Below are 18,856 nucleotides of genomic sequence, written 5' to 3'. Positions count from 1 at the left end.
CTGTTAGGGCGCTTTCGCGAGCAAGCCCGCTCCCACATTTTTGGATCGTGGGGTGTCAGGAAGAGAGTGGTTGGCTGTCAGGCCGCCTTCGCGGGCAAGCCCGCTCCCACAGTTGGATCGCGGGGTGGCAGGAAGAGAGTGGTTGGCTGTCAGGGCGCCTTCGCGGGCAAGCCCGCTCCCACAGTTTTGGGTCGCGGGGTGTCAGGAAGAGAGTGGTTGGCTGTCAGGGCGCATTCGCGGGCAAGCCCGCTCCCACATTTTTGGATCGTGGGGGTGACCGTTAGATGGCGGTCAGGCCACTAACTTGGGCTGGCCCGCATCTACAGGCCAATCAATAGATCAGGCTCAGGCCTGCCAGTTCCAAGCGTTGCACCTGCAACTCCTGGGTAAGCGTGCCAAGGGCCGTATCGAGCATGTCGAGACGAAACACACCGCTGACCTCGCGATCACCCAGTGCCGAGTCGGCCAGCACCACACGCCCGGGGCGGTAGCGGTTGAGTTGCTCGATGACGTTGGCCAGCGGCTGGCGATCAAAGATCAGCACGCCGCGTCGCCAACTGGTGGCGCGCTCTACATCGAACGGCTCAAGGGGCACGATACCTTGCTGAAGGTTATAGCGTGCGGCCACGCCTTCCTTGAGCACCCTGTCAGCCGGGCCCTTTTTCGGGATGGCTTGCAGGGAAACCTCCACACTGTGTTCCAGCACGCCGACCCAGGCCTGGCTATTGCCTTCGCGTCCCACCACAAACCGTGTGCCCAGCGCGCGGGTTTGCCCCCCGGCGCTCTGCACCACAAACGGCCGGGTTTCCTCGCCCACCATCGGCGCCACATCAAAGATCGCCGAGCCCTGGAGCAGGCTGATGCGGCGCTGCACACCGTCGTAGTCCAGGCGGATGGCACTGTCGGAGTCCAGCTCGACCTGGCTGCCATCGGCCAGGAGCACAGTGCGCACCTCGCCTTTCTGGGTGATGTAGTCGGCCTGCATGCGCAGCACCACGTCCGGCCCGCGCACCCAGCCCACACCGGCCACCACCACGACCAGCGCGACGGCGGCGACACGCTGCCATGGCCTGTGCCGCTTGGGCCGGCGCGCAGGCAGCGGCGCCGCCGACGGACGTTGACGGTGCACCGGCTCTTCCTTGTACACGTCGCCCAACGCCGCCCACGTCTGCTCGGCAAAGCGCAATGCCGCTTCATGGCGACTGTCGCAGGCGATCCAATGCTGCAGCTCGGCCTGTTCCTGGTCGGTCAGGGCACCGGCGTGCAAGCGCACCGCCCACTCGGCGGCCGCCTCGGTAATGCTGTGCTGTTGCGGACCCTGGCTATTCACGTGTGAATCTCGAATTTTTCGTTATGTAACGCTGTGACGACTGACCTGACGTTTTTCGGTAATTCATTCGTCGGATGGCGCCACCTCGCCGTCCTGCAGGCGCTGCATCACGTAAGCCAACGCCTTGGCCAGGTGCTTTTGCACGGAGCTGTCAGAGATGTCCAGGTGCCGGGCGACCTGAGCGTGGGTCATGCCTTCGATGCGGTTGAGGCGGAAAATCTGCTGGGTGCGTTCCGGTAACTCCGCCAGTGCCTGCTTCAATGCCTGTCGCTGTTGCTGCGCCATTGCCTGAGCCTCCAACCCGGCCACTTCATCTTCAATCTCGGCCAGCGCCTCGTGGGGCACGGAATCAGTCTTGCGCCGCGCTTCCTGGCGAATATGGTCGATCAGCAGATTGCTCGCCGTTCGATAGAGATAGCCCTGGGAGTTGTCGATGCGCTCGCCGGCCGGTTTTTCGGCCAGGCGCAGGAAACTTTCCTGCACCAGGTCTGCGGCCAACTGCGGGTCACGTACCTTGCGCGCCAGATACCCGCGCAGGGTATCGGCATGCTTGAGAAACAGGCCCTTGAGATCCACGTCCGACAAACCGACTCCCTGGAATGTTAAGGAAACAGGCGGGCATCTTAAGCGTTGTCGAGAATGATTTTCAATTGATATCTAATCCGATTCGAGCGTACGAACATTCTGATTAACAGTTCGGTAATCGAACACATCCGCTGCCATCAATTGACCAAATTAACCAACCAGTACATTTTATCCACACAACTAACAAGAACTGTGGAGATTCCCCCATGCCGCCTATCGTGCTGGTGCTCAACGGCCCCAACCTCAACCTGCTCGGCACCCGCGAGCCCGCCACCTACGGCCATGAAACCCTGGCCGATATCGCTGCCCTGTGCGGCCGCAGCGCCGAACAGCTCGGCTTGAAAATCGAATTTCGCCAGACCAACCACGAAGGCGAATTGCTCGACTGGATCCACGGCGCCCGCGCCCGCTGCGCCGGCATCGTGATCAACCCGGCGGCCTGGACGCACACCTCGGTGGCGATTCGCGATGCGCTGGTCGCCAGCGAAGTGCCGGTGATCGAAGTGCATCTCTCCAACGTGCATGCCCGTGAAGCCTTCCGTCATCACTCCTTTGTATCGCCTATCGCCAAGGCGGTGCTGGCCGGGTTCGGCAGCCATGGTTATCACCTGGCCCTGGAGCACTTCAGCCAGCTGTTCAAAGGGTCGTGCCGATGAAACCGCGCATCCTCGCCGGCTTGATAGGCGCCGGTATCCAGGCCTCCCGCACGCCTGCCTTGCATGAACAGGAAGGTGACGCCCAGGGGCTGCGCTACCTGTATCGCCTGATTGATCTCGACCTCCTGCGCCTGGACATCAACGCCCTGCCCGACCTGCTGCACGCCGCCGAACTCATGCACTTCACCGGGCTGAACATCACCTACCCGTGCAAGCAAGCCATCCTGCCGTTGCTCGATGAATTGTCCGACGAGGCCCGCGGCATTGGCGCCGTCAACACGGTGGTCTTCAAGGACGGCAAGCGCATTGGCCACAACACCGATTGCCTCGGGTTCGCCGAAGGTTTTCGCCGCAACTTGAATGATGTCGCCCGCCAACGCGTGGTGCAGATGGGCGCCGGTGGCGCTGGCGCGGCGGTGGCCCATGCGCTGCTGGCGGAAGGTGTGGAGCACTTGAGTGTTTTCGACGTGGACGCCAGCCGTGCGCGCGACCTTGTGGATAACCTTGCGCAGCGTTTCGGCGCCGGTCGTGCGCAGGTTGGCCACCATCTGGAAAACGCGATGGCCGAGGCCGATGGGTTGGTGAACACCACGCCGATGGGCATGGCCAAGCTGCCCGGCACGCCAGTACCTGCAGCGTGGTTGCGGGCGCAACTGTGGGTAGCGGAGATTGTGTACTTTCCGCTGGAAACCGAACTGCTGCGAGATGCGCGGGCCCTCGGCTGCCGCACATTGGATGGCGGCAACATGGCGGTATTCCAGGCAGTGAAGGCGTTTGAGTTGTTCAGTGGGCAGATGCCGGATGCACAGCGGATGCTGGCACACTTCCAGAGCATGAATACCTAACTGACAAAACCGGATCAACCTGTGGGAGCTGGCTTGCCTGCGATAGCGGCTTGCCAGCCGACATTTGCATACCTGACGCACCGCCATCGCGGGCAAGCCCGCTCCCACACGGATTGCATTTCAACTTAGGGAATCGCGTTTGTTCAGGCCTGCAAGTACCGCATCACCGAATCACAAATCATCTCGCGATGCCGCTGCTTGATCGCCTCATCCGACAGCTCGATCTGAAAGATCTCACTGAACGTATGGCGGTTGGACACGCGGTAAAAGCTGAACGAGTTGATCAGCAGGTGCACGTCCAATGGCTCCAACCCCTCGCGAAACAGCCCCATCTCAGCCCCACGACGCAACGTCGCGCCCAGCGCTTCGAGGATGTTGCTGTTCATTGCCTTGATCGAGTCCGAGCGCTTCACGTATTCGGCGTTGTGGATATTTTCGATGCTGACAATGCGCACGAAATCCACGTTTTGGTCGTGGTGATCAAAGGTGAACTCCACCAGCCGGCGGATCGCTTCCCGTGGCTCCAGGGCGGTGAGGTTCATGCGGGTTTCGGTGTTGCGGATGTCGCCGTAAAGCTTCTCCAGCACCTCGACGTACAACTGCTCCTTGCTGCCGAAGTAGTAGTAGATCATGCGTTTGGAGGTGTGGATGCGCTCGGCGATCGCGTCCACGCGAGCGCCGGAAAGGCCCTGCTGGACAAACTCGACGATGGCTTCCTGGAGTATGTTCTCGCGGGTCTTTTCCGGATTGTTCTTACGACTCTTGCGGGGTGCCTCGGAGGTCATGGTGCGCTCACGGCCAGTGTTATGCAGGCCGTGATTATGGGCCGCGATGCTCGCCGAAGGAAGCACCCGGCCCGCCGTTATAAACGCGCCTGGCGTACCGCACCGCTGCGTGATTTGGCCATCGCCGCCAGACGCACCGCCACGTTGGCCGCGCCATAGCCGGCATAACCATGCTTGCGCTGGATGATCTCGAAGAAAAACCGCCCTTCGAAAGGTTCGGTGTACACGTGAAACAACTCACCGCCCTGGGCGTCGCGGTCGTACAGCACGTTGTAGTACGCCAGTTCGCTGAGGAACTCATCGTCGAAATCGAAACGCGCCGCCAGGTCATCGTAATAGTTGAGCGGGATATCCAGCAGCGGCACCCCAGCCTCTTTGGCGCGGCGAACTTCGGCGAAAATATCCGCGCAGTCGAAGGCAATGTGGTGCACACCCGAGCCGCGATAGCTCGACAGTGCGTGGGAAATTGCCGTATTGCGGTTCTCGGAGATATTCAGCGGCAAGCGAATCGAGCTGCAGCGGCTGCGCAGGGCACGGCTTTTCACCAGGCCGTAAGGGTCAGGCAGCACCACCTCGTCATCGGCTTCGAAATCCAGCAGGCTCTTGTAGAACAGCACCCAACTGTCGAGGCTGTCGGCCGGCAAGGCCATGGCCATGTGGTCGATGCGCAGCAAGCCGCCGCTGGATGACGTGGCGGGTTGCAGGTTGAAGTCGGTGTCGTAGAGGCCGCCTTCGCTCGGGTCCACCAGGTAAATCAGACTGCCATCCGGCGCACGCACCGCCGCCAGTTCCAGTTCGTTGGGCCCCACCAGGCCGCGATACGGCTGGCCCTTGTAAGCCACCGCACGCTCCAGGGCCTTGGCGCTGTCCTTGACGCGGATAGCGGTGGCGCACAACGACGGCCCGTGGGCTTCGAAAAAATTGTGGGCGAACGAATAGGGCTCGCAGTTGAGGATCAGGTTGATATCACCCTGGCGTAACAGGCTGACGCTCTTGGAGCGATGCTGCCCGGCCTTGACGAACCCCAGGCGTTCCAGCCAGTGGGTCAGCTTGGCGCCGAGACTTTCGTCCACGGCAAATTCGAGGAACTCGATGCCGTCGTACTCGCTGGCCGCCGGGGTATCAAACAGTATCTCGACCGGCTGCATCGGTGCCTCCTGTTGCAGACGCTCGCGGGTCTTTTCTTCCAGGTACAGCAAGGAGCGCAGGCCGTCTGCCGCGTTTGCCCGAGTTGGCGCGGCGCGGAAGCCGTCGTTGAAAATCTCGAGGGACAGCGGCCCGGTGTAGCCACTCTTGATGATCGGCGCAAGAAACCCCGCCAGGTCGAATTCGCCTTGGCCGGGGAAACAGCGGAAATGTCGGCTCCACTCCAGGACGTCCATGGCCAGGATCGGCGCGTCGGCCATTTGCACAAAGAAGATCTTGTCGCCAGGGATATCGGCAATCGCGCTTGGATCGCCCTTGAGGGACAAGGTATGGAAGCTGTCGAGCAGTACGCCAAGGCTGGGGTGATCAACCTGGCGCACCAGGTTCCATACCTGCTGCCAGGTGTTCACATGCTTGCCCCAGGCCAGCGCTTCATAGCCAATGCGCAGGCCACGACGCCCGGCCTGTTCGGCCAGCAGGCCGAGGTCATCGAGCAGAATACGCTCGTCACCCACGCAGTCGGCCGAGGCGTTGCTGCACACCAGCACCAGGTCGGTGCCCAGTTCCTGCATCAGATCGAATTTGCGTTCGGCGCGTTCCAGATTGCGTGCCAGGCGGTCACGGCGGCAGCCTTCGAAGTCGCGAAACGGCTGAAACAACGTGATGGCAATGCCGAGGTCGGCGCACATCTGCCTAACTTCACGCGGGCTGCCATCGTAATACAGCAGATCGTTTTCGAAGATTTCTACGCCATCAAACCCGGCGGCCGCGATGGCTTCGAGTTTTTCCGGCAGGGTTCCGCTCAGGGAAACGGTGGCAATAGAGCGTTGCATCGGCGACTCCCGGCATTTGAGGCTCGTCTTATTACGGCAAATTATTGGCCGCTAAACTGTTCACAGCAATTAAAATGTACGAACCGGTTAGTTTTTGGTGCGATTATCGAACACTATGCCGCTTTGGCGAATTGACGGTTTTTTAACCGCTGCTCACCATCGACCCCGTAACAAAGACCCAGAACACACCATAAAAATTTCAAAAAACGGGTACGACCTCATGCCTCTGCAAAACTCCGCCCTGGCCGACCGCCCGGGCAACCCGCACGCCGGCATCGGCGACAAGATCCGCGGCGCCCTGGCCGTGGGTAAAACGCGCTGGGGCATGCTGGCCCTGGTGTTCTTCGCCACCACCCTGAACTACATCGACCGCGCCGCCCTGGGCGTGATGCAGCCCATCCTGGCCAAAGAGATGAGTTGGACGGCGATGGACTACGCCAACATCAACTTCTGGTTCCAGGTCGGCTACGCCATCGGCTTCGTGCTGCAGGGCCGCTTGATCGACCGCGTGGGCGTGAAACGCGTGTTCTTCTGCGCAGTCTTGTTGTGGAGCCTGGCAACCGGCGCCCACGGCCTGGCCACCTCTGCAGTGGGGTTCATGGTGTGCCGGTTTATCCTCGGGCTGACCGAAGCCGCCAACTACCCCGCCTGCGTCAAGACCACACGCTTGTGGTTTCCGGCGGGTGAACGTGCGGTGGCCACTGGTATCTTCAACGCCGGCACCAACGTCGGTGCGATGATGACGCCGATGTTGCTGCCATTGATCCTGCACGTGTGGGGCTGGCAGGCGGCGTTCCTGTGCATGTCGGCGCTCGGCGGGATCTGGCTGCTGTTCTGGGGCCTGAAGTACTTCAACCCCGAAGACCATCCCACCGTCAAGCAATCCGAACTGGACTACGTGCAACAGGAAGTCGAACCGGAGCAACCCCGCGTCCCCTTCAGCCGTATCCTGCGCATGCGCGGCACCTGGGCCTTTGCCCTCGCCTACTCGCTGACCGCACCGGTGTTCTGGTTCTACCTGTATTGGCTGCCGCCGTTCCTGAACCAGCAATACAACCTGGGCATCAACGTCACCCAGATGGGCATCCCGCTGATCATCATTTACCTGACCGCCGACTTCGGCAGCGTGGGTGGAGGGATTCTGTCGTCGTTCCTGATCGGCCGTGGCATGAACTCGATCAAGGCGCGGTTGCTGTCAATGCTGCTGTTTGCCTGCTGCATCGTCGGCGTGATCATGGCGGCCGGTTCCAGCCAGCTGTGGGTCGCGGTGTTTGCCATCTCCCTGGCGATTGGCGCGCACCAGGCCTGGACGGCCAACATCTGGAGCCTGGTGATGGACTACACGCCCAAGCACATGATGAGCACCGTGTTCGGGTTCGGCGGCATGTGCGCGGCCATCGGTGGCATGTTCATGACCCAGATCGTCGGCCACATCCTCACCGTCACCAACAACAACTACACCGTGTTGTTCACCCTGATCCCGGCGATGTACTTCATCGCACTGACCTGGATGTACTTCATGGCACCGCGCAAGATTCCTACCGTAGACGCCTGATCTACCTGCGCCGCTGCTGCCAGGCAGCGGCCAGCCCGCTCATGCAGATCACCCCGATACCGACCACTGTGGTCAGGTCCGGGGTGTGGTTGAACACCAACCAGCCCAACAACCCCGCGAACACGATCTGGCAATAGCCGAACGGCGCCAGCAAGGCCGGCGCCGCAAAGCGGAACGCCTGGGTCAGCATCAAGTGGGCGGTCATCCCGCACGTGCCCAAGGCCAGCATCAATACGCCGTGCCACAGCGTGGGGACCTGCCAGAAGAACGGCACCATCGCACTCATCACCAGGGTATTGCACAGGCCGGCGAAGAAGTTGCTGGTGGTGGGCGTGTCGTATTGGCTGAGGATGCGCGTCAGCAGTTGGTAGAAGCAGAAGAACAGCGCCGAACACAGCGGCAGCAATACCGCCGGGGTGAACAGTTCGCCGCCGGGGTGGATGATGATCAGTACGCCGACAAACCCGCAGATCACCGCCAGCCATTGGCCCCGCGTCACGTGCTCGCCGAGCAGCGGCACCGACAGCGCTGTCACCAGGATCGGCGCGAGAAAGTTCACCGCCGTGGCTTCCGCCAGCGGGATGTAATGCAGCGCCGCGGTGAAAAACAGGCTGGTGCCCAACAGGCACAGCGCCCGCACCACCTGCATCCCCGGCCGCTTGCTGCGCAGCACCCGCAGGCCCGATTGCGGCAGGAAGATGCCCGCCATCAATAAGGTGTGCACCAGGTAACGAGCCCACACCACCATCACGATCGGGTAGAACCCCGCCAGGTATTTGGACAAGGCGTCATGGCTGGAAAACAGAAACGTCGCCACCACAATCAGCAGGATGCCTTTGAAGGGGTGGTTGACGCCGGAAAGCGGGGTACTGACAGTCATTGAATTCTCTTGCGTGGCGCACGGTGGGACTCAACCCGGTAATCTAGCAGCCGGGCCGGAGTCTGCCCCAAGAGCATAACTAAACACCGTGCGAACAGCGCACTAAATCATGGGATTCGAGTCCAACGCTGCACCCTAGCCTCTGCGTTGTACACTTTTTAACCAAGGCCCTGCCGCTATGAAAAAAACACTCTTTGTTCTTTCTGCCCTCGCCCTGCTGACCGCCTGTAACCAGGAGTCCAAGGAAGCGCCCAAGCCCGCGCCGCCTTCCGTGCAGGCCACCCTCGTGCCGCAAACCCCGCCCACCGACAAATGGGTGGGCAAATGGATTGGCGTCGAAGGCCTCAACCTGACCATCGCCAAGGACGACAGCATCGGCCGTGGTCACTACATCCTCACCATGCAATACGGCCTCGACGCCGATGACTCGGGCACCTTCAAGGGTGAAGCTGCCGAAGACGGCATCGCCTTTACCCGTCCCGATGGCCCGCAACTGCTGCGCGCCGGCGACGGGCCCGCCACCGGGCTGAAATGGCTGGCGGATAAAAAAGATTGCCTGGTGGTGGACACCGGCGAAGGTTATTGCCGCGACTGACCTGGTTTTGCTGACACACACTTCATCTGGCGCCCCTGCCGGAACGGGCTGAGAGCAGCGATACTAAGCAGCTCTCAAACTTCTCGGACAGCCGGGCTGGCGCCATTCCTACGCACCAACAACACTGTTTCAGAGTTCATCGAGAGGATTGCCCCATGCTATGGAAAAAAGGCCGACGCAGCGACAACGTGGTGGATGCCCGCGATGACAGTGGCGGCGGTGGCGGCGGTGGCGGCGGTGGCATGCGCTTTGGGGGCGGCAAGGGCCTGAGCCTCACGGCCATCGTGCTGATCGTCGGCATTGGCTGGCTGACCGGCCAGGACCCGTTGCAGATCCTCGGCCAACTGACCGGCCAAATGGAACAGGCACCCTCGGTGAGCACGCAGTCGCGCCAGGCGCCGCCGGCCAACGATGAACACGCTGATTTTGTGCGTGCCGTACTGGGCGATACCGAAGACACCTGGGGCCAGGTGTTCCAGGAAAACGGGCTGACCTACAAGAACCCGAAACTGATTCTGTTCCGCGGCCGGGTGAATTCGGCCTGCGGTGGCGCCACGTCGGCCAGTGGCCCGTTTTACTGCCCGGCTGACCAACAGGTCTACCTGGACCTGGATTTCTTCCGGGAAATGTCGCAACGCTTCCAGGCCGCCGGCGATTTTGCACAGGCGTATGTGATCGCCCACGAAGTCGGGCACCACGTGCAGACGCTCCTCGGCATCTCGTCGAAGATCCAGGCCGCGCGCCAACAGGGCCGGCAGATGCAAGGCGATGGTGGCCTGCTGGTTCGCCAGGAACTGCAGGCCGATTGCTTCGCCGGGGTGTGGGCCAACCGTGCCCAAAAGCGCCTGAACTGGCTCGAACCCGGCGACATTGAAGAAGCGCTGAATGCGGCCAACGCCATTGGCGATGACCGCCTGCAACAACAGGGTCAAGGCCGCGTTGTGCCGGACTCGTTTACCCACGGCACCTCGGCACAGCGGGTTCGCTGGTTCAAGACCGGCTTCGCCCAGGGCCAGATCACTCAATGCGACACCTTTACCGCCAAGAGTCTTTAGATGAATAAACGATTGGGATTGCTGTTGGGCGTGCTGATTACCTGTTCCTCACCCACCTGGGCCGCCGAGAAAGCACATGGCGTCAAGGTGGTCAGTCCCGATCGTTTTCACCTGGACGCCGGCGAACTCAGCCTGGGCTTGAGCCAGGACTGGCACCAGCCGCTGCCCCAGGTCACCCGCGCGTTGATCATCGTGCATGGGCGCCTGCGCAACGCGCAAACCTACCTGCAAAGTGGTGAAGACGCCGCCGAGCAGGCAGGCCAGGCCGCCAACACACTGGTGATTGCCCCGCAATTTCTCAATGCGTCCGACATCAAGCGCAACCCTCTGGATAATCAGGTACTGCACTGGAATGGCAATGACTGGATGGCCGGCGCGCCCTCCGTCGGCCCGGGCCAGATCAGCGCCTACGGTGCCCTCGACCAGATCATCAAGCACCTGGGCAACCGCAAGCTGTTCCCGGCACTCAAGGAAATCGTGGTCGCCGGCCATTCCGGCGGCGGCCAGGTGGTGCAGCGTTTCGCCCTCACCGGTCACGATCACCCGACCCTACAAACCGAAGGCATCAGCCTGCGTTACGTGGTGGCCAATCCGTCGTCCTATGCCTACTTCACTGCGCAACGTCCGGTGAAGTTCGACACCGCCAGTTGCCCCGGCTTCAACGACTGGAAGTACGGCATGCAAAACCTGCCGGCCTACGCCAAGGGCCAGGGCGCCGAGCAGCTTGAGCAAGCCTATGTATCACGCGACATCACCTACCTGCTGGGCCAGCAAGACACCGACCCGAACCACCCCGCGCTGGATAAAAGCTGCGCCGCCGAAACCCAGGGCGCGTATCGCCTGATTCGCGGGCACAACTATTTTGACTACCTCAAGCAGCGGCATCCCCAGTTGCGCCATAAGCTGGTGGAAGTGCCGGGGGTGGGGCATAACGGGGATGGGATGTTTACGTCGCCGGAAGGCCAGCAGGTACTCTTCCAATAACACCCCCTGAAGACACCCGCTCCCACATTTGAGCTCTATTGCCTGGGCTGGATCATCCCGAGTAAGGCCACGCAGTCTGGGGCATGCCAGTCCGACAACTCCGGCCACGGGTTCTGCGGCACGTTCACCAACACCGTCCGCGACCCCGCCGCCCTGCCACAATCGAGGTCGAAGCGGTAATCGCCGACCATCACCATCTCGCTAGGCACCACCTCCCAAGCGGCCGCCAGCTTCAGCAAGCCACCCGGATCAGGCTTGGGCGGCGCATCCTCACGCCCCAGCACATCCTCGACGGCAAAGCAGTCCGCCAGGCCAATCGCTTCCAGGGTGATGTGCGCCAACTCCCGCGCATTGCGGGTCAGGATGCCCAATCGATAACCCCGCCCGGCCAGCGCGCGCACCAGTTCCACGGCGCCTTCGGCCGCCACCGAACCCAGCGCCAACGCCCGCTCATGCTCCAGCAGCCAGGCGTGCTTGGCCGCCGCAACCTCGGCCGGCAACGCGGCCAGGTGAGTGAGGATGTCGTCCTCGGGCGGAATCTCGAGGGCGACGCGAATGGCGGCAAAGTCATGCACGGCCACCGTCAGGGTGCCATCCATGTCGAACACCCAGTGCCTGACGTCCGACAGGCTCATGCCCAATCCTTGCGATGGCGAATCAAGCCTTCCTGGGTCACCGAGGCCACCAGTTGCCCGGCGCGGTTGTACACGCTGCCACGGGAGAACCCACGGGAATTGCCGGCCCACGGGCTGTCCATGGCGTACAGCAGCCAGTCATCGGCACGCAGGTCGGCGTGGAACCACAGCGCGTGGTCGAGGCTGGCGACCTGCATGTCTTTCTGCCACACGGTCTTGCCATGGGGCAGCAGCGAGGTGGTCAGCAGGCCGAAGTCCGAGGCGTAGGCCAACAGATACTTGTGCAGCGCCGGCGCGTCGGCCAGGGCGCCGTCGGCGCGGAACCACACGTACTTGACCGGGTCGGACGGCTGCGGGTTGAACGGGTCCTTCTCCGTCACCGGGCGCACTTCGATGGGCTTGGGGCACAGGAGCTTGTCGCGCATGTGCTCGGGGATCAGGTGCGCACGCTGTTGAGTGAGTTCCAGCTCCGACGGCAGGTTTTCCGGGCCGACCACCACGGGCATAGTGGTCTGGTGATCGAAGCCTTGCTCGTCGTACTGGAACGACGTGGTGCAGGTGAAGATCGGATGCCCCTTCTGGATCGCCGTCACGCGGCGCGTACTGAAGCTGCCACCATCGCGCACGCGGTCCACCGAGTACACCACCGGCAACTTCGCATCGCCGGGGCGCAGGAAATAACCGTGCAGGGAATGCACGTGCCGCGCTTCTTCTACGGTCTGGCTGGCTGCCGACAGTGACTGGCCGAGCACTTGGCCGCCGAACAGTTGGCGAAAACCCAGGTCCTGGCTGCGGCCGCGAAAGAGGTTTTCCTCGATCGGCTCCAGGGTCAGCAAGTCCACCAGATCTTCCAATACTTGGCTCATAGAGCAACTCCTAAAATCTATGGGGCATTCCGGGCTGCCTATCCATGCAGCGTGTCCAACCATTGGGCGCGGGTGATGCGATACAAAACATGATGGCGCAGCGGGTCATCGGCTGCGACCTTGGGGTGTTCAAAATCTGCCAGCGGATCGTAATGCATACCGATGGCCTGCATGACTTTTTGTGATGGCAGATTGGCTTGCGTGGTGAAGGCGACAATCTCGTCCAGGCTCAAGCGATCAAACCCACAGCGCAATGCGGTCCACGCAGCCTCGCTGGCGTAACCCAGGCCCCAGTGTTCGCGAGCCAGGCGCCAGCCGATCTCCACCGCGGGGGCAAAGTCCGCCTCAAAGCTGACATTCAGCAACCCGGTGAGGCCGATGAATTCGCCGGTGTCCTTGCGTTGCAAGGCCCACAGGCCAAAGCCGTATTCGGCGAAGTGGCCGCGAATGCGGCCGATCAACGCGGCGCTTTCCAAGTGGCTCAGCTTGGCTGGGAAATAACGCATCACCTGCGGGTCGGCGCACATGCGCGCGAAATCCTGCAAGTCGCCGTCGCGCCATTGGCGCAGCACCAGGCGCGCACTTTCCAATTCCAGTATCGGCTCCATGGATCCCCTCCCTTGCCATGTGCGTGAGTGTACAGCGCTGTTAAGATCCGTCGCAGGTTCCCGTCAGAAAATCCCATGCCTTTGCCATTGATCTACCACGATGACTACAGCCCAGAGTTCCCGGCGGACCATCGGTTCCCCATGGACAAGTTCCGCCTGCTGCGCGACCACTTGGTGGACAGCGGCCTGACCCAGGACAGCCAACTGCTGCGCCCGCAGCTGTGCCCGCCAGAGATTCTCGCCCTGGCCCATGACAAGGGCTATATCGAACGCTACATGGGCGGCGAGCTGTCCCGCGAAGACCAGCGCCGCCTCGGTTTGCCCTGGAACGAAGCCCTGGCCCGGCGCACCGTGCGGGCGGTCGGCGGTTCGATCCTGGCGGCGGAGCAGGCGCTGGAACACGGCCTGGCCTGCCACCTGGCGGGCGGCACGCACCACGCCCATTACGATTACCCCGCAGGTTTCTGCATCTTCAATGACCTGGCGGTGATCAGCCATTACCTGCTGGCCAGCGGCCGGGTGAGTCGGGTGTTGATCTTCGATTGCGACGTGCACCAGGGCGATGGCACTGCGCGCATCCTCCACGACACACCGGACGCCATCACCGTATCGCTGCACTGCGAAAAGAACTTCCCGGCTCGCAAGGCCCAGAGTGACTGGGACATCCCACTGCCGATGGGCATGGGCGATGCCGACTACCTCAAGGTGGTGGACGACGCGCTCAACTACCTGTTGCCGCTCTACCAGCCCGACCTGGTGCTGTACGACGCCGGCGTCGACGTGCACAAGGACGACGCCCTCGGCTACCTCAAGCTGACAGACCAAGGCGTCGCCGCCCGTGATGAAAGCGTGATGCGCCACTGCCTGGGGCGCGACATCCCGGTGATGGGCGTGATCGGTGGTGGCTACAGCAAGGACCGCCCGGCCCTCGCCCGCCGCCACGGTATCCTGCACCACAGTGCGCAACGGGTATGGACGTCATCAGGTTGTCACTGAACTATGGGCGTTACCCACAATGCCTGTGGAACGGCCTGTGGATAACTTGAGCGTAAGCGTCTGAAGCCCCGTAACCGTATAGCCTGCGCGAAGCTGTACGTTTTTTGATCAGGCACGTGCGCCGTCCTCGGGTAGAATGTGCGGCCTATTCAAGCGACCGTAGCCTTACCCATGCCCCTGACTCCTCCCCAACACGTCTCCATTATCGGCGGCGGCCCCGCCGGGCTGATGGCCGCTGAAGTCCTGAGCCTGGCGGGCGTGCGCGTGGATCTGTACGACGGCATGCCGTCAGTGGGGCGTAAATTCCTGCTGGCCGGCGTGGGCGGTATGAACATCACCCACTCCGAGGCTTACCCGGCATTCCTGTCACGCTACGCCGAACGCGCGCCGCACATGGCGCCATTGCTGCGGGCGTTTGGTGCCGACGCGTTGTGCGAATGGATTCACGGCTTGGGTATCGAGACGTTTATCGGCACCTCCGGCCGGGTGTTTCCGACGGACATGAAAGCCGCGCCGCTGCTGCGCGCCTGGCTCAAGCGCCTGCGTGACCAAGGCGTGGTTATCCACACCCGTCATCGTTGGCTGGGCTGGAATGCCGAGGGCGATTTACTTATCCACAGCCCCGACGGCGAAAAAACTGTCCACAGCGATGCCGTGCTGCTGGCCCTCGGTGGCGGCAGCTGGTCGCGCTTGGGTTCCGACGGTGCCTGGCTCAAATTGCTGGAAGACCGGGGCGTGCCCTACGCCCCGCTGCAGCCGAGCAACTGTGGCTTCGAAGTGTCGGCCTGGAGCGAATTGATGGTCAGTAAATTCGCTGGCGCGCCGTTGAAAAACGTCGCCATCGGGCTAGGGGATGACAAGCCTCGCCTGGGCGAATGCGTGGTCACCGCCATCGGGATCGAGGGCAGCCTGATCTACGCGCTGTCGGCGCCGATTCGGGAAGCGATCAACCGCCATGGTTCGGCCACCGTGCATATCGACCTGCTGCCGAGCAAGCCGCTGGACAAGGTCCAGGCTGCGCTGGCCAAACCGCGTGGCTCACGCTCGATGAGCAAGCATCTGCACAGCCAGCTGGGGTTGGACGGGGTGAAAGCGGCGCTGCTGCGTGAATTGGCACCGGCAGAGCACTTCAATGATCCAGCGCAGTTGGCGGTGGATATCAAGGCGCTGCCATTGACCCTGGTGAAGACACGGCCGATGGATGAGGCGATCAGCACGGCGGGTGGCGTGCCATTCGAGGCGTTGGATGAGCGCTTGATGCTCAAGCAATTGCCGGGAGTGTTTTGTGCGGGGGAAATGCTGGACTGGGAAGCGCCGACGGGGGGCTACCTGCTAACCGGGTGCTTTGCCAGCGGACGGGCTGCCGGGCGCGGCCTGTTGGAGTGGCTTGGCCGCTGAGTCTTGCGCTGGATTCAAAGCCGCATTCGCGAGCAAGCCCGCTCCCACATTCAATCGAGTTCCAACGTTGGAATACAGTCAAATGAGGGAGCGGGCTTGCTCGCGAAGAGGCCATCAACAGCACCGAAGAATTACTTCTTCTTGCGCGGCCCGGTATTGAACACCGGCACCTTGCGCACCGGTTTGATCGACGGCTCCGCCGGCGCCACGTCCCCGCTGTCCACCCACTTGCCGAGGTTGCGCTTACCGCCACCGCCCGACGCTTTTGGCTTCTTCGGCTTTTTCGGCTTCTTCACCACCTGCCCGCTGGCATCGGTGTCTGGCACGCGGTGTTCCGGTTCGAAGTCTGGTTCCGTCTTGCGGGTCAAGGTCTGACGCGTGAGCATCTCGATGGCCGACAGCATGTTCACTTCATCGGCACACACCAGGGAAATCGCCTCACCGGTGTTGCCCGCACGCCCGGTACGGCCGATACGGTGGATGTAGTCCTCGGCCACGATCGGCAAATCGAAGTTGACCACCAGCGGCAGGTCTTCGATGTCCAGGCCACGGGCTGCCACGTCTGTGGCCACCAGGATCTGCACGTCACTGGATTTGAAGCGGTCCAGCGCACGTTGGCGGGTCGCCTGGGGCTTGTCGCCATGGATGCCGTCGGCATTGATGCCCAGGCCCTGCAACTTATCCACCAGCGCATCCACGCCGTTACGGGTCTTGGCGAACACCAGCACCTGCTTCCAGCGCCCTTTGCGCATCAGGTGCACAAACAGCTCCGGCTTGCGTTTCTTGTCCACCGGCACCACCCATTGCTTCACGGTGTTGGCGGCGACGTTGCGCGGGCTGACTTCAATGCTCAGCGGGTCGTTGAGCATCTGCCCGGCCAGCAGGCGGATGTCATCGGAGAACGTCGCGGAAAACAGCAGCGTCTGGCGCTTTTTCGGCAGCATCCGATAAATGTTGGCAAGCTCTTCGGAAAAGCCCAGGTCGAGCATGCGGTCGGCTTCGTCGAGCACCAGGGTTTGCAACTGGTTGAGTTTCAATGCGTTCTGGCGAAACAGGTCGATCAGGCGGCCAGGCGTGGCGACCAGAATGTCGACGCCCTTGCGCAGCTTCATCATCTGCGGGTTGATGCTTACGCCGCCGTACACCGCATACGTGGTGAGAGGCAGGTGTTGGGCGTACTCGGCAACGCTGGCGTGAACCTGCTCGGCCAGCTCGCGGGTCGGGCACAGGATCAGCGCGCGCGCCGAGTTGGCGGCGACTTTCGGCCCTTCCATCGTCAGCAGTTGCAGGAGCGGCAAGGCGAAACCGGCAGTCTTGCCGGTGCCGGTCTGGGCCGCGGCCATCAGGTCGCGACCGGCCAGCACCGCCGGAATGGCTTGCGCCTGCACCGGCGTTGGGGTCTGGTAGCCAAGCGTCTCAAGGGCGCGCAGCAAGGGTTCGATCAGGCCAAGGGTGGCGAAAGTCATGTGTTTACCGTAGGAAAAATTCAGCGCAAGGGCGTAATGCGCCGCAGTTTACCTTATTTCCGGCTTGGGCTTTCGCCACTGGGGCAGGCTGATCAACAGCACCGCGCTGATGATCACCAGCATGGCCAACGCCTCTTCCAGGCCGATGGTCTCGCCGACAAACACAATCCCCAGCAATACCGCCACCGCCGGGTTGACGTAGGCATAGCTGGTCGCTGCCGCCGGGCGCACGTGCTTGAGCAGGTACATATAGGCGTTGAAGGCGATGATCGAGCCGAACACGATCAGGTAGCCCAGGGCCAGCCAGCCTTCCACTGGCGGCATCGCCTGCAGGCGCTCACCGGACAGCGCGCTGACGATCAGCAGCGCAACACCGGCTACCAGCATTTCCGCAGCACTGGCCATGGCGCCCTGGGGCAGTGGCAGTTGTCGACTCCAGACTGAACCGAACGCCCAGGATGCTGCCGCCAGTAACAGCAAAACAGCGCCCATCGGACTCGACTGCAAGGTATTGCCCATGTTGAGCATGGCAATGCCGACGATCCCCAGGATCACCCCGGCCCATTCCAGTCGGGTATTGCGCGCGCCCCAGAAATACCCACACAGCAAGGTGAACAGCGGCACGGTCGCCACCGCCAGTGCAGCGACGCCGGACGACACCCCCATGTGCTCCGCCACGCTGACGCCGCCGTTTCCGACGGTGAGCAGCAAAATGCCGATCATCCCGGCGGCCTTCCATTGCGCCCACGTCGGCGCCGGCACCCCGCGCCATCTGAGGAACCCATACATCAACGCACCCGCCGTGCAAAACCGAATTCCGGCCAGCAATAACGGCGGCCAGTACTCCACCCCAATGCGGATCACCAGGTAGGTAGAGCCCCAAATCACATACAGCGCAAAGAAGGCAGCGATCAGCGGTAAGGGAAAGCGACGTGGGCCAGGCATTGGGTAGCTCTGCGGCAGAAGATAGGAGCCTTATTCTAAAAAGACAGGTCGTTAAACATAAGTTACAAAACCTGTTTAAAACGCCGTTACACTTTTCAAAGCATGGTTGTGAAGGCTATAAACCGTGCTTTCGAAAGCCACGCGTCACCGGAGCCTTATCATGGACAAATACGACCGCATGCTCCTCAGCGCCCTGCTGGAAGACGGCCGCGCGTCCTACGCGCAACTCGCCCGCAAGCTAAACCTCTCCGCCCCCGCCGTCGCTGAGCGAGTGGCCAAGCTCGAGGCCAGTGGCGTGATCACGGGTTATCAGGCCAAGGTGGACCTGTCCAAAGTCGGCTTGCCGATTCAATGCGTGATGGAGCTGCGGCTGACGAACCATGGCAGCCAAAAGACCTACGACGCCCTGGCGCAAATCCCTGAGCTGACCGAGTGCCATCGGGTAACGGGTGATCCGTGCGTGATCATGCAAGCGGCAGTGGGCACCATGCCAGAGCTGGAAAACCTGATTAATCGGGTAGCGAAGTTCGGGTTCAGCAAGACCTCGATCATTTTGTCGAGCGCGATAGAGCGGCGGGTGCCGTTGGGGCAGTTGGAGGGTAATGGGAAAAATGGTGGTTGAACCGCCGCCATCGCGGGCAAGCCCGGCTCCCACATTCGAAATGCATTCCAACTGTAGAAGCCGGCCTGCGA

At 62.0% G+C, this 18,856-nt stretch carries 19 protein-coding genes; 9 read left to right on the top strand and 10 right to left on the bottom strand.

What is annotated here, in order from left to right:
- Window positions 1-331: 331 nt before the first annotated feature.
- Window positions 332-1,330, bottom strand: a complete 999-nt coding sequence (locus CQ002_RS20830; protein WP_105162911.1) for a FecR family protein — start codon at window positions 1,328-1,330, stop codon at window positions 332-334.
- 63 nt (window positions 1,331-1,393) lie between these two features.
- Window positions 1,394-1,915 carry an RNA polymerase sigma factor gene (locus tag CQ002_RS20825; protein WP_028618031.1) on the bottom strand — a complete coding sequence of 174 codons (522 nt, stop codon included), beginning with the start codon at window positions 1,913-1,915 and terminating at the stop codon, window positions 1,394-1,396.
- A gap of 206 nt (window positions 1,916-2,121) precedes the next feature.
- On the opposite strand from CQ002_RS20825, the gene aroQ reads away from it, so the two are divergent.
- Both aroQ and CQ002_RS20815 read left to right on the top strand, forming a co-directional pair.
- Entirely contained in the window at window positions 2,122-2,571 is a 450-nt protein-coding gene (gene aroQ / locus CQ002_RS20820; protein WP_034109387.1) for a type II 3-dehydroquinate dehydratase, read from the top strand.
- Window positions 2,568-3,416, top strand: coding sequence for a shikimate dehydrogenase (locus tag CQ002_RS20815; RefSeq protein WP_105162912.1), 849 nt, complete (start codon window positions 2,568-2,570; stop codon window positions 3,414-3,416). Before aroQ ends, CQ002_RS20815 begins: the two co-directional genes overlap by 4 nt.
- A gap of 143 nt (window positions 3,417-3,559) precedes the next feature.
- Here the strand turns inward: CQ002_RS20815 and CQ002_RS20810 are convergent, their stop codons facing one another.
- Both CQ002_RS20810 and quiC read right to left on the bottom strand, forming a co-directional pair.
- Window positions 3,560-4,201 carry a TetR/AcrR family transcriptional regulator gene (locus CQ002_RS20810; RefSeq protein ID WP_034109389.1) on the bottom strand — a complete coding sequence of 214 codons (642 nt, stop codon included), beginning with the start codon at window positions 4,199-4,201 and terminating at the stop codon, window positions 3,560-3,562.
- A gap of 77 nt (window positions 4,202-4,278) precedes the next feature.
- On the bottom strand, window positions 4,279-6,180 hold the full coding sequence (quiC, locus tag CQ002_RS20805; RefSeq protein WP_105162913.1) for a 3-dehydroshikimate dehydratase QuiC: 1,902 nt from the start codon (window positions 6,178-6,180) through the stop codon (window positions 4,279-4,281).
- Window positions 6,181-6,400: 220 nt separating this feature from the next.
- Here quiC and CQ002_RS20800 point away from each other — a divergent pair, with 220 nt between their 5' ends.
- Window positions 6,401-7,735 carry an MFS transporter gene (locus CQ002_RS20800; RefSeq protein WP_034109391.1) on the top strand — a complete coding sequence of 445 codons (1,335 nt, stop codon included), beginning with the start codon at window positions 6,401-6,403 and terminating at the stop codon, window positions 7,733-7,735.
- A gap of 1 nt (window position 7,736) precedes the next feature.
- Here the strand turns inward: CQ002_RS20800 and CQ002_RS20795 are convergent, their stop codons facing one another.
- Window positions 7,737-8,615, bottom strand: coding sequence for a DMT family transporter (locus CQ002_RS20795; RefSeq protein ID WP_034109392.1), 879 nt, complete (start codon window positions 8,613-8,615; stop codon window positions 7,737-7,739).
- Between the two features lie 178 nt (window positions 8,616-8,793).
- Here CQ002_RS20795 and CQ002_RS20790 point away from each other — a divergent pair, with 178 nt between their 5' ends.
- The 3 genes from CQ002_RS20790 (at window position 8,794) to CQ002_RS20780 (ending at window position 11,249) form a co-directional block, all read left to right on the top strand.
- Window positions 8,794-9,210, top strand: a complete 417-nt coding sequence (locus tag CQ002_RS20790; protein ID WP_034109393.1) for a membrane lipoprotein lipid attachment site-containing protein — start codon at window positions 8,794-8,796, stop codon at window positions 9,208-9,210.
- A gap of 155 nt (window positions 9,211-9,365) precedes the next feature.
- On the top strand, window positions 9,366-10,265 hold the full coding sequence (locus tag CQ002_RS20785; RefSeq protein ID WP_105162914.1) for a neutral zinc metallopeptidase: 900 nt from the start codon (window positions 9,366-9,368) through the stop codon (window positions 10,263-10,265).
- A complete protein-coding gene (locus CQ002_RS20780) occupies window positions 10,266-11,249 on the top strand; it encodes a hypothetical protein (RefSeq protein ID WP_105162915.1) in 984 nt (327 codons plus the stop codon).
- Between the two features lie 35 nt (window positions 11,250-11,284).
- On the opposite strand, the gene CQ002_RS20775 is transcribed toward CQ002_RS20780, so the two are convergent.
- Genes CQ002_RS20775 through CQ002_RS20765 form a run of 3 tightly spaced genes read right to left on the bottom strand, consistent with a single transcriptional unit; the run spans window position 11,285 to window position 13,358 of the window.
- Window positions 11,285-11,884: an HAD family hydrolase gene (locus CQ002_RS20775; protein WP_034109396.1), complete on the bottom strand. Its 600-nt coding sequence runs from the start codon at window positions 11,882-11,884 to the stop codon at window positions 11,285-11,287.
- Window positions 11,881-12,750, bottom strand: a complete 870-nt coding sequence (gene tesB / locus CQ002_RS20770; protein ID WP_025858197.1) for an acyl-CoA thioesterase II — start codon at window positions 12,748-12,750, stop codon at window positions 11,881-11,883. The genes CQ002_RS20775 and tesB overlap by 4 nt, the downstream gene beginning before the upstream one ends.
- Window positions 12,751-12,788: 38 nt before the next feature.
- Window positions 12,789-13,358, bottom strand: a complete 570-nt coding sequence (locus CQ002_RS20765) for a GNAT family N-acetyltransferase (RefSeq protein WP_069078387.1) — start codon at window positions 13,356-13,358, stop codon at window positions 12,789-12,791.
- 75 nt (window positions 13,359-13,433) lie between these two features.
- Here CQ002_RS20765 and CQ002_RS20760 point away from each other — a divergent pair, with 75 nt between their 5' ends.
- Window positions 13,434-14,354 carry a histone deacetylase gene (locus CQ002_RS20760; RefSeq protein WP_034109398.1) on the top strand — a complete coding sequence of 307 codons (921 nt, stop codon included), beginning with the start codon at window positions 13,434-13,436 and terminating at the stop codon, window positions 14,352-14,354.
- 171 nt (window positions 14,355-14,525) lie between these two features.
- Entirely contained in the window at window positions 14,526-15,752 is a 1,227-nt protein-coding gene (locus CQ002_RS20755; RefSeq protein WP_105162916.1) for a TIGR03862 family flavoprotein, read from the top strand.
- Between the two features lie 131 nt (window positions 15,753-15,883).
- Here CQ002_RS20755 and CQ002_RS20750 read toward each other — a convergent pair whose 3' ends face one another.
- Both CQ002_RS20750 and yedA read right to left on the bottom strand, forming a co-directional pair.
- The gene (locus CQ002_RS20750) at window positions 15,884-17,218 is read right to left on the bottom strand and encodes a DEAD/DEAH box helicase (protein ID WP_069078384.1); all 1,335 of its coding nucleotides are present in this window, start codon (window positions 17,216-17,218) and stop codon (window positions 15,884-15,886) included.
- A gap of 48 nt (window positions 17,219-17,266) precedes the next feature.
- On the bottom strand, window positions 17,267-18,163 hold the full coding sequence (yedA, locus tag CQ002_RS20745) for a drug/metabolite exporter YedA (RefSeq protein ID WP_034109401.1): 897 nt from the start codon (window positions 18,161-18,163) through the stop codon (window positions 17,267-17,269).
- A 160-nt stretch (window positions 18,164-18,323) separates the two neighbouring features.
- Here yedA and CQ002_RS20740 point away from each other — a divergent pair, with 160 nt between their 5' ends.
- The gene (locus tag CQ002_RS20740) at window positions 18,324-18,785 is read left to right on the top strand and encodes an Lrp/AsnC family transcriptional regulator (RefSeq protein WP_105162917.1); all 462 of its coding nucleotides are present in this window, start codon (window positions 18,324-18,326) and stop codon (window positions 18,783-18,785) included.
- The last annotated feature ends 71 nt before the right edge of the window (window positions 18,786-18,856 follow it).

Origin of the sequence: Pseudomonas sp. MYb13 (genome assembly GCF_002980075.1) — a bacterium.
GTDB classification, from domain to species: domain Bacteria; phylum Pseudomonadota; class Gammaproteobacteria; order Pseudomonadales; family Pseudomonadaceae; genus Aquipseudomonas; species Aquipseudomonas lurida.
This window is presented reverse-complemented; position numbering and strand designations above follow the sequence as displayed.

Bases quoted from the DNA above. Each gene is read 5' to 3' on its own strand.
- aroQ (WP_034109387.1), top strand. From the start codon at position 2,122: ATGCCGCCTATCGTGCTGGTGCTCAACGGCCCCAACCTCAACCTGCTC.
- CQ002_RS20815 (WP_105162912.1), top strand. From the start codon at position 2,568: ATGAAACCGCGCATCCTCGCCGGCTTGATAGGCGCCGGTATCCAGGCC.
- CQ002_RS20810 (WP_034109389.1), bottom strand. From the start codon at position 4,201: ATGACCTCCGAGGCACCCCGCAAGAGTCGTAAGAACAATCCGGAAAAG.
- quiC (WP_105162913.1), bottom strand. From the start codon at position 6,180: ATGCAACGCTCTATTGCCACCGTTTCCCTGAGCGGAACCCTGCCGGAA.
- CQ002_RS20800 (WP_034109391.1), top strand. From the start codon at position 6,401: ATGCCTCTGCAAAACTCCGCCCTGGCCGACCGCCCGGGCAACCCGCAC.
- CQ002_RS20795 (WP_034109392.1), bottom strand. From the start codon at position 8,615: ATGACTGTCAGTACCCCGCTTTCCGGCGTCAACCACCCCTTCAAAGGC.
- CQ002_RS20790 (WP_034109393.1), top strand. From the start codon at position 8,794: ATGAAAAAAACACTCTTTGTTCTTTCTGCCCTCGCCCTGCTGACCGCC.
- CQ002_RS20785 (WP_105162914.1), top strand. From the start codon at position 9,366: ATGCTATGGAAAAAAGGCCGACGCAGCGACAACGTGGTGGATGCCCGC.
- CQ002_RS20780 (WP_105162915.1), top strand. From the start codon at position 10,266: ATGAATAAACGATTGGGATTGCTGTTGGGCGTGCTGATTACCTGTTCC.
- CQ002_RS20775 (WP_034109396.1), bottom strand. From the start codon at position 11,884: ATGAGCCTGTCGGACGTCAGGCACTGGGTGTTCGACATGGATGGCACC.
- tesB (WP_025858197.1), bottom strand. From the start codon at position 12,750: ATGAGCCAAGTATTGGAAGATCTGGTGGACTTGCTGACCCTGGAGCCG.
- CQ002_RS20765 (WP_069078387.1), bottom strand. From the start codon at position 13,358: ATGGAGCCGATACTGGAATTGGAAAGTGCGCGCCTGGTGCTGCGCCAA.
- CQ002_RS20760 (WP_034109398.1), top strand. From the start codon at position 13,434: ATGCCTTTGCCATTGATCTACCACGATGACTACAGCCCAGAGTTCCCG.
- CQ002_RS20755 (WP_105162916.1), top strand. From the start codon at position 14,526: ATGCCCCTGACTCCTCCCCAACACGTCTCCATTATCGGCGGCGGCCCC.
- CQ002_RS20750 (WP_069078384.1), bottom strand. From the start codon at position 17,218: ATGACTTTCGCCACCCTTGGCCTGATCGAACCCTTGCTGCGCGCCCTT.
- yedA (WP_034109401.1), bottom strand. From the start codon at position 18,163: ATGCCTGGCCCACGTCGCTTTCCCTTACCGCTGATCGCTGCCTTCTTT.
- CQ002_RS20740 (WP_105162917.1), top strand. From the start codon at position 18,324: ATGGACAAATACGACCGCATGCTCCTCAGCGCCCTGCTGGAAGACGGC.